12 protein-coding genes are annotated in these 12,417 nt (G+C 70.7%); 8 read left to right on the top strand and 4 right to left on the bottom strand.

The annotated features are described in order from the left end of the window. Window positions 1-283 precede the first annotated feature (283 nt). The 6 genes from bufA2 (at window position 284) to AC1KAT_RS20660 (ending at window position 6,515) form a co-directional block, all read left to right on the top strand. Complete coding sequence (bufA2, locus tag AC1KAT_RS20685; protein WP_480328942.1) at window positions 284-544, top strand: BufA2 family periplasmic bufferin-type metallophore; 261 nt, start codon at window positions 284-286, stop codon at window positions 542-544. A 71-nt stretch (window positions 545-615) separates the two neighbouring features. After that, complete coding sequence (gene bufB, locus AC1KAT_RS20680; protein ID WP_480328940.1) at window positions 616-1,470, top strand: MNIO family bufferin maturase; 855 nt, start codon at window positions 616-618, stop codon at window positions 1,468-1,470. Between the two features lie 149 nt (window positions 1,471-1,619). Next, window positions 1,620-2,417, top strand: a complete 798-nt coding sequence (locus AC1KAT_RS20675; protein ID WP_480328938.1) for an HvfC/BufC family peptide modification chaperone — start codon at window positions 1,620-1,622, stop codon at window positions 2,415-2,417. 71 nt (window positions 2,418-2,488) lie between these two features. After that, window positions 2,489-4,111 (top strand): peptide chain release factor 3, encoded by a 1,623-nt coding sequence (locus AC1KAT_RS20670; protein WP_480328936.1) that lies wholly within the window; start codon window positions 2,489-2,491, stop codon window positions 4,109-4,111. A gap of 221 nt (window positions 4,112-4,332) precedes the next feature. Continuing rightward, window positions 4,333-5,712, top strand: a complete 1,380-nt coding sequence (locus AC1KAT_RS20665; RefSeq protein WP_480328934.1) for a reverse transcriptase family protein — start codon at window positions 4,333-4,335, stop codon at window positions 5,710-5,712. Next, window positions 5,709-6,515, top strand: coding sequence for a putative signal transducing protein (locus AC1KAT_RS20660; protein ID WP_480328932.1), 807 nt, complete (start codon window positions 5,709-5,711; stop codon window positions 6,513-6,515). The genes AC1KAT_RS20665 and AC1KAT_RS20660 overlap by 4 nt, the downstream gene beginning before the upstream one ends. Here the strand turns inward: AC1KAT_RS20660 and AC1KAT_RS20655 are convergent. Next, window positions 6,467-7,081, bottom strand: a complete 615-nt coding sequence (locus tag AC1KAT_RS20655) for a carboxymuconolactone decarboxylase family protein (protein WP_480328930.1) — start codon at window positions 7,079-7,081, stop codon at window positions 6,467-6,469. The genes AC1KAT_RS20660 and AC1KAT_RS20655 overlap by 49 nt on opposite strands. 65 nt (window positions 7,082-7,146) lie before the next feature. On the opposite strand from AC1KAT_RS20655, the gene AC1KAT_RS20650 reads away from it, so the two are divergent. Then, window positions 7,147-7,473, top strand: a complete 327-nt coding sequence (locus AC1KAT_RS20650) for a winged helix-turn-helix transcriptional regulator (RefSeq protein ID WP_480328928.1) — start codon at window positions 7,147-7,149, stop codon at window positions 7,471-7,473. A 34-nt stretch (window positions 7,474-7,507) separates the two neighbouring features. Here the strand turns inward: AC1KAT_RS20650 and AC1KAT_RS20645 are convergent, their stop codons facing one another. Both AC1KAT_RS20645 and AC1KAT_RS20640 read right to left on the bottom strand, forming a co-directional pair. Then, entirely contained in the window at window positions 7,508-8,962 is a 1,455-nt protein-coding gene (locus AC1KAT_RS20645) for a cellulase family glycosylhydrolase (protein WP_480328926.1), read from the bottom strand. Window positions 8,963-9,205: 243 nt separating this feature from the next. After that, window positions 9,206-10,435: an MFS transporter gene (locus AC1KAT_RS20640; RefSeq protein WP_480328924.1), complete on the bottom strand. Its 1,230-nt coding sequence runs from the start codon at window positions 10,433-10,435 to the stop codon at window positions 9,206-9,208. Between the two features lie 58 nt (window positions 10,436-10,493). On the opposite strand from AC1KAT_RS20640, the gene ubiA reads away from it, so the two are divergent. Then, complete coding sequence (ubiA, locus tag AC1KAT_RS20635) at window positions 10,494-11,375, top strand: 4-hydroxybenzoate octaprenyltransferase (protein WP_480328922.1); 882 nt, start codon at window positions 10,494-10,496, stop codon at window positions 11,373-11,375. 36 nt (window positions 11,376-11,411) lie between these two features. Here the strand turns inward: ubiA and AC1KAT_RS20630 are convergent, their stop codons facing one another. Further along, entirely contained in the window at window positions 11,412-12,401 is a 990-nt protein-coding gene (locus AC1KAT_RS20630) for a DUF1444 domain-containing protein (protein WP_480328920.1), read from the bottom strand. Between the last annotated feature and the right edge of the window lie 16 nt (window positions 12,402-12,417).

Below are 12,417 nucleotides of genomic sequence, written 5' to 3'. Positions count from 1 at the left end.
CACATGGGCGGGCAGGGTCGGCGGGCGGTCGGGCCCTGCCTGGATGACGAGCGCAGAGCCCCGTTTGGATGCACCGCCGCGTCACCCGTGCGCAGGCCGTCGCCTTACACACGATTACATCTTGGGGTGCGCGGCCGTAACCAAAACGCCGCAGCCTGCGTATTCACCTCTGCGCGGCACGAACCGGCCCTCGCCTCTGGCGGGGCCACCGGCGAGGGCTCCTCGCATGACCCGTCGCCGACGGTCATTCTTCTTCTCATCACCCCATTTCCAGGAGATCTTCATGCTGAACAACCTCAAGTCCGGTCTGGCCATGGCTTCGGCCGCTGCCGCCCTGTTTGCCACCGGCGTGGCCGTGACCGCCCCCGCACACGCAGCCGATGGCGGCGTGAAGTGCGCCGGCACCAACAGCTGCAAGGGCACCTCGGAGTGCAAGACCGCCTCCAGCGCCTGCAAGGGCCACAACAGCTGCAAAGGCCAGGGCTGGGTCACGACCAAGTCGGCCGACGCCTGCATGAAGGCCGGCGGCAAGGTGGTCAAGTAAGGCGAGCCACACGCTGCGCGGCGACGGGCCTGGCCCGTTTGCCGTGCAGCGCCATTCGATCGAAACCCGCGATGAACCGACCTGTCGAAGGCTTCGGCCTGGGCCTGCGGCCCGAGCACTTTCACGACTTCACCGCGACCGACGGCGAAGCGCGCCGGCGTGTCGATTGGCTGGAGGTCATCAGCGAGAACTGCATGGTGCCGGGCGGCAAGCCGCTGCACTTTCTGGACCGCATCCGGCGCGATTACCCGATGGTGCTGCACGGCGTGTCCCTGTCGATCGGCGGCACCGACCGGCTCGATGCGCCCTACCTGCGCGCGCTGAAGGCGCTGGTGCAGCGGGTCGAGCCGGCCTGGGTGTCCGACCACCTGTGCTGGACGGGCATCGGCCGCCACCACCTGCACGACCTGATGCCGATGCCGTACACCGAGGCGGCCCTGCGCCACCTGGTGCCGCGCATCCAGCAGGTGCAAGACCTGCTCGGCCGCCGGCTGGTGCTCGAAAACGTCTCCAGCTACGTGAGCTTCGCTGGCGACGAGATGAGCGAATGGCAGTTCATCGCCGAACTGCTGCAGCGCGCCGACTGCGAGTTGCTGCTCGACGTGAACAACGTCTACGTCAGCAGCGTGAACCACGGCTTCGAGGCGCGCGCCTTCATCGACGCGATGCCCCGCGAACGCGTGCGGCAGATCCACCTGGCCGGCCACGAAGACCATGGCACCTACCTGATCGACACGCACGACCACCCGGTATGCGAAGCGGTGTGGGACTTGTACGCGTACACGACGCAGCGGCTGGGTGCCGTGCCCGCAATGATCGAACGCGACGACCACATCCCGGCGTTGGATGACCTGGTGGCCGAGCTGGACCGGGCGCGCACGGTGCAAGCCGGGGCCCTGCGCCACGCGCTGGCGGAGGTGGTGTGAAGCGCGACCTCAGCGCCCCGCGCCTCGCCAAGCGGTTCAATGCCGAACGCGCAAAGGCGCAGGGAACGCAAGGTCGAACTCCCTTGGCGCCCTTGGCGTTCTTTGCGCCTTTGCGTTGAAAAACCCGAGCCCCGCCGCCCCCAACGCCCATGAGCTCCGAGCCCCTCGCCGACCAGCAGCGCCGCCTGCACCACGCCGTCGTGCACGCCCACGACGACGCGGCCTTGCTGCGCGACCCCACGCAACACGAGCCGCTGCTGCGCATCTACCAGCACGCCTACCGCGCCCGCCTCATCGGCGCGCTGCGCGACAACTACGGCGTGCTGCCGCGCTTGATGGGCGACGCGGCCTTCGACGCGCTGGCGCTGGCGTACATCGAGGTGCAGCCCTCGCACCACCCGTCGATCCGCTGGTTCGGCGACGGGTTGGCCGACTTCATGGCGGCACGCGACGACCTCGTGCCGCACCCCGCGATGACCGACCTGGCGCGCATGGAATGGGCGCTGCGCACCGCCTTCGATGCGCCCGATGCCGAACCGCTCGACGCGTCGGCGCTGGCCGGCATCGCCCCCGGCGACTGGGCGCGGCTGGTGTTCAGCCTGCACCCGAGCGTGCAGCGCGTGCCGCTCGCCTGGCGCATCGGCCCGGCCTGGCATGCCCTGCACGCCGCGGCCGAAGGCGACGAACCCGCCCTAGGCGCCCCCGAGCCCGGCGAGCACCTGCTGATCGCCTGGCGGCCAGCGCTCGACACCCGCTGGCGTTCGGCCACCTCGCCGCTCGAAGCCGGGCTGCTGCAGGCCGTGGCCACCGGCGAGCCCTTCGCGGCCCTGTGCGAGCGGGCCGCCACGCAGGTCGGCCCCGACGAGGCGCCGCTTGCCGTGGTGCAGGCCTTGCAGCAATGGCTGGGCGACGGCCTGCTCGCCGGCTGCCGGCTCGCGCCCACGTAACAGTCGGCCCGCGATAATCCGCGGTTTCGACGACGCGGGGCCGTTTTGCGCCCCGCCGCAGGCTCTTCCCCATGTCCACCGAACTCGCCCCGCAGGTGCGCCGCCGCCGCACCTTCGCCATCATTTCCCACCCCGACGCGGGCAAGACCACGCTGACCGAGAAGCTGCTGCTGTTCTCGGGCGCGATCCAGATCGCCGGCTCGGTGAAGGCGCGCAAGGCCACGCGGCATGCGACCTCCGACTGGATGGAGATCGAAAAGCAGCGCGGCATCTCGGTCGCATCGAGCGTGATGCAGATGGAGTACCGCGACTGCGTCATCAACCTGCTCGACACCCCGGGCCACCAGGACTTCTCGGAAGACACCTACCGCGTGCTCACGGCGGTCGATGCGGCGCTGATGGTGATCGACGCGGCCAACGGCGTCGAACCTCAGACGCGCCGGCTGCTGCAGGTCTGCCGCGCGCGCAACACACCCATCCTCACCTTCGTCAACAAGATGGACCGCGAGGTGCAGGAGCCGCTCGCGCTGATGGACGAGATCGAGCGCGAGCTGGGCATGGAGGTCGTGCCTTTCACCTGGCCGGTCGGCATGGGCAAGGCCTTCCACGGCGTGATGGACCTGCGTGAAAAGCGCATGCGTTTGTTCGGCGGGGCCGAGGCCAACAACGGCGTCGAGTTTCTCGACGGCCTCGACAACCCGGCCTACCCCGAGCGCTTCGGCATGCAGTACGCGCAGTCGAAAGACGAACTCGACCTGCTGCAAGACGCCGCACCGCCCTTCGACCGCGACGCCTTCCTCGCGGGCAAGCAGACGCCGATGTTCTTCGGCTCGGCGGTCAACAACTTCGGCGTGCAAGAGGTGCTCGACGCCTTGGTCGATCTGGCCCCCGCACCGGGCAACCGCCAGGCCATCCAGCGTGTCGTCGAGCCCGATGAGAAAAAGTTCACCGGCGTGGTCTTCAAGATCCAGGCCAACATGGACCCGGCCCACCGCGACCGCATCGCCTTCCTGCGCGTGGCCTCGGGCCACTTCGAGCGCGGCATGCGGCTGAAGGTGGTGCGCTCGGGCAAGGAGCTGCGGCCCAACTCGGTGGTGAGCTTCCTGTCGCAGCGCCGCGAGCTGCTCGACGAAGCCTTCGCCGGCGACATCATCGGCATCCCCAACCACGGCGTGCTGCAGCTGGGTGACACCATCACCGAAGGCGAGTCGTTGCAGTTCACCGGCCTGCCCTTCTTCGCGCCCGAGATGTTTCGCAGCGTCGAAGTGGCCGACCCGCTCAAGACCAAGCAACTGCGCGCGGGCTTGACGCAGCTGGGCGAAGAAGGCGCGATCCAGGTGTTTCGCCCGGTGGCCGGGTCGATGCTGCTGCTCGGGGCCGTCGGCCAGCTGCAGTTCGAAGTGGTGGCGCACCGGCTCGAACACGAATACGGCGTGAAGGCCCGCGTGATGCCTGCCCGCTACAACGTGGCCCGCTGGGTGACCTGCGACGAGGCCGACGGCGGCGAGCGCGAACTGAAGCGCTTCATCGACGGCAACGACCACCGCGTCGCGCTCGACGCCGTCAACGCGCCCTGCGTGCTGCTCGAATACGCTGGCGAGCTGCGCGCGATGCAAGAGAACTGGCCGAAGATCAAGTTCCACGCGCTGCGCGAGCACGCGGGGCTGGTGTTCCAGAAGCAGCTGGACGGTTGAGGCGCCGGCCGCGCGAAGCCGCGAGGGTGCTGGCTATGATCCGCCCGCGGCCACGCGCCAAGAGCAAGACGGTTTCAGGGTTTTCGGATCGCTGAACACCGTGCTGTGGGGCACCCCCACGGCTGAACCTCGACACACACATGCATGGCGTGGGGCGGTGTGCGCTGCGCGCACGGCTCCTCACGCGAGACCGGCAGGTTGGCGTGTGCGCCGCACCTTCGATGCACGCCGCCCGCTACCGACACCTCACCGCCACCGGTCTCGCCCACGCGTTGCTGGCGGGTAGCCGCGAACCGGCCGCCCTGTACGCCCGCGCGGCCCAGGCTTTGGGGCACGAGAAGCCGCCCGAGTGGCTGGTGGCGCTGCTTGACGACGTGCGACCCGCATCGCCGGCCCGGTGGGACGCGCTGACGCCCCATGCGCTCGCCGAGCGTCTGGTGCAGTCCGAACACTTCGCCGACTGGCTGCGCCACGACGAGCCGCCCTACGTGCGGCACTGGTGGCTGCCCCCTGCGCACATGGTCCCTGCGCCGCTGGGCCTGGACCACGTCGTGCGACCCCGACTCGACGGCCGCGGTGACCTCGCGCAGTGGCTGGGCATCGACCTCGACACGCTGGGCTGGTTCACCGACGGTGCGGTGTGGCGGCGCAACGCGCCCCTGCACGCCCAGCACCACCGCTTTCTGCTGCAGCCCAAGCGCCACGGGGGCGGGCGCTTGATCGAGGCACCGCTCGCCCGGCTCAAGGCAGTGCAGGCGCGAATCCTTCACGGGCTGCTCGATGCGGTGCCGGTGCACGAGGCCTGCCACGGCTTCGTCGCGGGGCGATCGGTGCTGACGCACGCCCAGCAGCACGTGCAGCAAGAGGTCGTGCTGCGCTTCGACCTGAAGAACTTCTTCAACAGCATCACGGCGACGCGGGTCATCGCCATCTTTCAGACCCTGGGCTACCCACCGGGCGTCGCGCGCGACCTGGCCGCGCTGTGCACGGTGCGCACGCCCGAGGTGGTGATCGAGCGCCTGCGCGCCGATGGCTGGCTCGATTGGCACCAGGCCGCATGCCTGCGCCACGCCCACCTCGCGCAAGGCGCACCGACCTCACCGGCGCTCGCCAACCTGAGCGCGTTTTCGCTCGACCTGCGCCTCGACGGCCTGGCCCACACGCTGGGCGCTCGCTACTCGCGTTATGCCGACGACCTGGTGCTGTCGGGCCCGGCCCCGCTGCGCTCGGCAATGCCGCGCGTGGCAGCGTGGGTCGGGCGCATCGCGCTCGAAGAAGGGTATGCGCTCAACCACCGCAAGACCCACTGCGCCCCCCGGTCGCACACACAGCGCGTCTGCGGCGTGGTGGTCAACGAGCGGCCGAACCTGGACCGCGCCGAGTTCGACCGCTTGCGTGCCGTGTTGCACCAGTGCGCCTTGCACGGGCCGCACACACAGAACCACGCGCAGCACCCCGACTTTCGGGCCCACCTCGCCGGGCGCATCCAGTGGGCCGCACAGCTCAACCCCGCCAAGGCACGCCGGCTTCAGGCCCTGTGGCAGCGCATAGACTGGCCGGCACCCCCACCTGGCGGCGACACGCCGCCCGCGACGCGATGAAGACCGTCTACGACGCTGCCAACGCCATCGAGGCGCACATGGTCTGCCACCTGCTCAAGCAGGAGCACATCGCTGCGCAGGTGCTGGGCGAACACCTGCAGGGGGCGATGGGCGAGTTGCCGGCCGCCGGGCTGGTGCGCGTGGTGGTGGACGAAGCCGACTGGCCGCAGGCGCGGGCCGCCATCGAACGCTGGGAGGCCACGCAGGCCCCGGCGGGCCCCGACGAATCCCGGCCCGCCGCGCCTTCGCAGGCGAAGCACCGGGTCGCGCTCGCGGGCGTGCTGGGGCTGCTGCTCGGGATGGCGGCGACGGCGCTGTACTTTCGGGCGCCACTGACCGAAGACGGGGTAGACCACAACCGCGACGGCGTGCTCGACCAGCGCTGGTTCCATTCGCCGGCGGGGCGGCTGCTGCGGATCGAATCCGACCGCAACCTGGATGGGCGCGTGGACCGCATCGACCGCTTCGACGAACAGGGCGTGCCGCAACACACCGAGCTGGACGACGACTTCGACGGCCGCTTCGAGACGACGGCCACGCTGCGGCGCGGTGAGTTCGAGTTCATTCACATCGACGCCGATGGCGACGGGCACGCCGAACTCGTCGAGCACCACGCGCGCGGCGTGCCCGAAACGCGCCGCTACATCGACCGCGCGAGCGGCCACACGCTGCGCGAAGAATCGCTGCGCTTCGGCCGCATCGAGCAAGCCGATCTGGACACCGACCTCGACGGCCGCTTCGACACCCGCATGCGCTACACGCCGCTCGGCGAGGTGGCCTCGCGCGAGGCCTTGCCGCGTTGAGTCGGCGCGACGGCCCCGGCAGGAAAGCGCGCGCCCATCGGCTCCAGCGGCAGACGCAGTGCGTTGGTCAGCGTGCTGACGGTGCGGTAGAAGCCGGCGAGCATCAGCAGCTCGAGCACGGCCTCGTCGCTGAAGCGGGCGTGCAGGCGCTGCCACAGCGCGTCGTCGAGGTCGCAGCGGTCGTGCAGCGCATCGCACAGGTCGATGAGCAGGCGGTCGTCGGCGTCGGCCCAGCAGGGGTCGTCGGCCGAACCCTGCGCGAGCGACGCGACCTGGGCCGCATCGAAGCCCGCCCGCTGCGCGAAGAAAGCCACATGCACACCCCACTCGTACTCGCTGCCGCAACGCGCGGTGACGCGGTCGATGACCAGCTCGCGCTGGCGCAGCGTCAGGTGCCCCGGGTCTAGCAGCGAGGCGTTGAAGAACTTCTGGAACAGGCGCTCGTCGCGCGCCAGCGTCGTGAACAGGGCCAGCGGCGGCATGCCGGTCGGCATCACCCGGTCGAGCACGGCCTGGATTGCCGGCGCGAAGGGCGCCGACGCGGGTGGGATGCGTGCGGGGGTCATGGGTCGGCTCCTTGCTACTATTTGCATAGCAACCAGTGTGCGACCGACGCTATGAAAAGTAAAGCATGAAGACCTCTCCCCGCATCGGCACGAAGGTGCGCGGCTCCGACACCGGCCGCCCGATCATGGTGGCGCTCGACCTGCTGGGGCGGCGCGGTGCCTTGCGCATCTTGTGGGAGCTGCGCGACGAGGCGCTGACCTTCCGCGCCCTGCAGGACGCGGCCGACACCAACCCCAGCCTGCTCAACACCCGGCTGAAAGAGCTGCGCGACGCGGGCCTGGTGGACCACGCCGAAGGCGGCTACCGGCTCAGCCGCGCGGGGGCAGACCTGCTGGCGGCGCTGATGCCGCTGTACGCCTGGGCCGAACACTGGGGCGGCGCGGGCGCCTGAACACCCGCGCCGCGAGGGGCCAGGCGCTCGGCCCTCAGCGGTTCGCGCAGAAGCCGAACTGCGCCGTGGCGCCCGGCTGCACGACGGCGTTCCAGGCCACGCCCGAGGCGGTCAGCGTCGCGCCTTGCTGGGACCAGGCCGCGTTCCACACCGTGTAGGCGCGGCCTTCGATGCCGAGGGCGATGCGCCAGGTTTGCGCGCTGCCGCCGCCGTTGCGCACGTTGACGTTGGCGCAATACCCACCGCCCCAGTCGTTGGTCTTCACGACGCTGGTGCTCAGGCCCGGTGCTGGTGCTGGTGCGGGTGCGGGTGCGGGTGCGGGTGCGGGTGCGGGTGCGGGTGCGGGGGATGGTGCCGGCGCGACGCCGTCCCACAAGGTGCGCAGCAGGGCCAGCTTGTCCTGCCGCAGCGTGGTCCAGTCGTCGTTGAGCAGACCGCCGGTGTCGCCGCTGTTGGGGTTCCACGACCAGTAGAAGACGTTGGTCAAACCCTTCTGCTTGAGCCAGGCGAAGAGCGTGTCCTGGAAGGGCTTGTCTTTCGGGTGGCCGCTGCCGTACTTGCCGCCGGTCTCGCCGAGGGCCATCGCGTAGCCCTGGCTGTAGAAGCGGCCGAAGTGGGCCTCCCACACGGCGGGCAGGTTGGCGGGGTAGTTGGGTGCGTTGAAGTAGTCCTGCGCGGCCACGTCGGGGCCATAGACGTGCGGCGCGAGCACGAGGCGGTTGCGCGGGATGTTCAGCGGCCGGCAAGCCAGCGGTTCGAGGTTGCCGCCCCACCACCAACCGGGCGTGGTGCCGCACGACGACTGCGCGCCGATGCCTTCGACGAACACCAGTGCGTTCGGCGCTTCGGCCAGCACGACGGCGGCGGCGCGCTCGGCGGCGAGGTTCCAGTCGGTGGCGGTGTTGCCGGTGCCCCAGGTGGCCGCGCCGTGCGGTTCGTTCTTGAGGTCGATGCCCAGGAAGCCGCGGTAGCCCTTGTAGCGCTGGGCGATGAAACGCAGGTCGGCGAGCCACTGCGACTCGGGGTAGCCGGGCGTGTACCAAAGCTCCGAGATGGCGGCGCAATCGGGTCGGTGGTGGTCGATCAGCACGTGCATGCCGCGCCGGTCGAGCTCGGCCACCAGGCGGTCGAGCACCTGCAGGCTGTTGAGGCCTTGCAGGTCGGCGTTGCGGCTGTAGTCGATCGAGTTGACCGGGTCGCCGCGCAGCACGCCGGGGCAGATGGGCACACGCACGGCGTTCAGGCCGGCGCTTTGCATCTGGTCGAGCATCTGCCGCCAGTTGCGCGCCCACAGGCCGTGCACGACGCGGGTCTCGGTCTCGAAGCCGAACCAGTTGACGCCCTTGAGCGTGACGCGCTGGCCGGCGTCGGTGTGGATCTGCCCGCCCGAGACGGTGTAGGCCTGGGTGGGTGCGGCCAGCGTGCCGAAGGCCGCGGCCAGCGCCAGGCTGAGCAGGCGAGTCTTGAGTCGATGGGGATGGGTTCGCATGGGGTGTCCTCCGTGAATGTCGTCGTGCGCGGCGCACAAGCGCGCTGCGGGCCGGCGGCACTGTGGCGGCGGGCCATCGGCGGGCGTAAACGCCTGTATCGCGCGGGGGCTTGCGCACCGCGGCGTGGCGGCGCGTGGGCGGCAGCGGCCGAAGGGCGTAGGGGCACGGCCGCCCAGGCTCAGCCACACGCGCGCCGTTACGCGCGTTGCGCGGTCGCGGGCTTTGTGCGGTCTGCTTGCGATTCAGCCGGCGCGTTGGGCCCGCCGCTGGCGCCAGCCCAGCGCGGCCAGCGCCACGGCGGCCGCGGCCAGCCAGGGCAGCAGCAGCACGTTCATCGCCTGCCAGCCGACGGCCTTGAGCAAGGCGCCCGCGCTCAGCGAGCCCAGCAGGCCGACGACGAACACCAGCAGGTCGTTGAAGGCCTGCGCGCGGCCGCGCTCTTCGGGCGCGTAGGTGGTCGTGAGCAGGGTCGTGCCGCCGATGTAGAGGAAGTTCCAGCCCACGCCCAGCAGCACCAGCGCCAGCGCGAACGAAGGCACCAGCGTGCCGGTCAGCGTGGCCAGCACGTGCGCGGCGAGCAGCAGCACGCCCGCGCCCATCACCTGCAGCACGCCGAATCGGGCGATCAGCGAGCCGGTGAAGAACGAGGGCACGAACATGCCCAGCACGTGCAGCTGAATCACCACCGCCGCTTCGTTCAGCGAGTGGTGGTGGTGCACCATCGCCAGCGGCGTGGCGGTCATCGCCAGCACCATCACGCCGAAGCCGGTGGCCGCGCCGAACAAGGCCACCGCGTAGGCCGGCTGCCGGACGATGGCCCCGAGCGAGCGACCACCCGCGCGCGCAGCCACCGGCACGTGCGGGATGTGCAGGCGCGTGGACACCAGCAGCGCGACGAGCGCCACCGCCACCGCCAGCAAGAACGAGCCGACGTAAGCCACTGGCGCGAGCCCATGCCCCAGCCGGCCGAGCGGCGGGCCCACGAGCCCGGCCACCACGCCCCCGGCCATGACCCACGAAATGGCCCGCGCGCGCAGCGCATCGCCTGCGACCTCGCCGGCCGCGAAGCGATAGAACTGCGCAAAGGCCTGGTAGCCGCCGAGCAGGAAGGTGCCGAAGCACAGCAGCACGAGCAGGTTCCACCACACGGCCAGGGCCGCGAGCGCGGCACCGGCCACCCCCAGCGCCGCGCCGAGCACGAAGCCCGGGCGGCGGCCGACGCGCGCCATCCACATCGACGCCGGCACGGTGCCCAGCGCCGTGCCGAACAACAAGGTGGCCAGTGGCGCGGTGGCAAGGGCGGGGTCGGCGCTGACCTGCGCACCGGCCAGGCCGCCCACGGTGAAGACCAGCACCGACAGCGTCTGGAACAAGGCCTGCGCAGCCGCCAGCAGCAGCACCTGGCGGCGTGCCGACGACACATCGGGGGTCGGGGCGTGGGCCGTCGCGGCCAGGGTGTGGGGCGCAGTCATGGCGGGCGACTCTAAGGGGCCGGGCTTGCCAGGCCGAGCCGCTGCCGATAATCCCGCCGTGAACACTGTGACTTCCCCGCGCGGCCGCCTGGCCCTGTACCTCGACCTCATCCGCTGGGACCGCCCGGCCGGCACCTACCTGCTGCTGTGGCCCACGCTCGCGGCGCTGTGGCTGGCCGCGGGGGGCTTTCCGGGCTGGCACCTGCTGATCGTGTTTGCGCTGGGCACGCTCTTGATGCGCAGTGCCGGCTGTGCCGTCAACGACGTGGCCGACCGCGACTTCGACAAGCACGTCAAGCGCACCGCGCAGCGGCCGGTGACCACCGGGGCGATCAGCGTCAAGCAGGCGCTGGGGTTCGGCGCGGCGCTGGCGCTGGCCGCCTTCGGCCTCGTGCTGACGACCAACGCGCCGACCATCGCGTGGAGCTTCGCGGCCCTGGCCGTGGCCATCGTCTACCCCTTCACCAAGCGCTTCTTCTCGATGCCGCAGGCGGTGCTGGGCGTGGCCTTCAGCTTCGGCATCCCGATGGCGTTTTCAGCGGTGCAGGGCACGGTGCCGCCGGTCGCCTGGTGGCTGCTGGTGGGCAACCTGCTGTGGGTGCTGGCCTACGACACCGAGTACGCGATGGTGGACCGCGACGACGACCTGAAGATCGGCATCAAGACCTCGGCCATCACGCTGGGCCGCTTCGACGTGACCGGCGTGATGTTGTTCTACCTCGGCTTCGTCGTGTACTGGGGCCTGGCCGGCATGTGGCTGGGCCGGGGCATGCCCTACTTCCTCGGCTTGGCGGTGGCCTGGGGCCAGGCGATCTGGCACTTCACGATGATCCGCACGCGTTCGCGCGAGGGGTGCTTTCGCGCCTTCCGGCTGAACCATTGGGTGGGATTTGCGGTGTTTGCCGGGGTCGTGGTCGATTCGGTGCAACTGAGCTTCTGAGGCACGGCCGCACCGCCCTCGCCTGCGCAGGCGCGCTCAGCCCATCAGCCGCCAGCGCCCGTGCTGGCGCGCCACCATCTGCGTGCTCAGGTGCCCCGAGCCGCCGGTGGCCGTCACCTTCTGCAGCATCACCCGCAGCGCGTCGGCGCCTTCGGCCGAGCGCAGGTCGCAAAAGCCGCACACGTCGCGCGAGGGCATGACCACCAGCGCGCCGTTGGGCACCAGCTTGATCAGCGAGGTCTCCCACAACTCGTCGAGCAGCACCAGGCTGGCCTCGTGCTCGCCGTCCATCTTCAGCATGTTGGCGCCGTTCTTGCCGGTGATGACCTGGAGCCCCGGCTTGTGCTTCACCCGCGCTTCGAGGTTGCGGATCGCCAGCGCATGCAGCTGGTCGAGCGTGAGGCCGGCCGAGCTCATCTGCTGCCGGGTGACCCACACGAAGCTGATGTCGGTCTCGACGCGGTAGGCCACGGCGAACAGGCCCTTGCAGGCGCGCATCACCGGCACCTGGTCGGGCGGCACGCCGGGCATGCGCACGTCCATCAGCGTGCCCTCGGGGGTTTCGCCGATGCCGACCATGCGCACGCAGGCGATGGCGCGGGCCACCGCCACGGCCTCGGGCTGCGCCGCAGCCGGCGCGGCGCCCCGGGCCGAAGGCGGCAGCGTGCCGTGGTCGGGTCGGCGCACGGCGCGGGCACGGGCGACCCGCGCCTCGGTTTCGAGCCGGGCCTGGCCCTGGTGCGCGCGCCACAGCGCCCACGCCATCAACGGCACGTTGAGGCCCGGCACCAGCGCGGTGACCAGGGCCGCGTACTTCAGCAAGGGCGCCCAGCCCAGCGCACCCGCCACCTGGCTGAGGCCCGAGAGCCCAGCCAGCCAGGTCAGTGCCAGGCCCACCGCGGCGATGCCGGCCTTGTTGCCCAGCACGGCCGGAACGGCGATCACCGCCCCGACCAGCCCGGCCGCCAGCGTCCACCGGCCCGCGCGCAACTGCTCGACTGGATTCACCCCACCATTTGCCGCCATGCCACACGTCCCCTTG

This window comes from Piscinibacter sp. PDB5-1 (genome assembly GCF_056676035.1).
The sequence above is the reverse complement of the archived record's forward strand: the minus strand, read 5'-3'. Positions and strand labels throughout refer to the sequence as shown.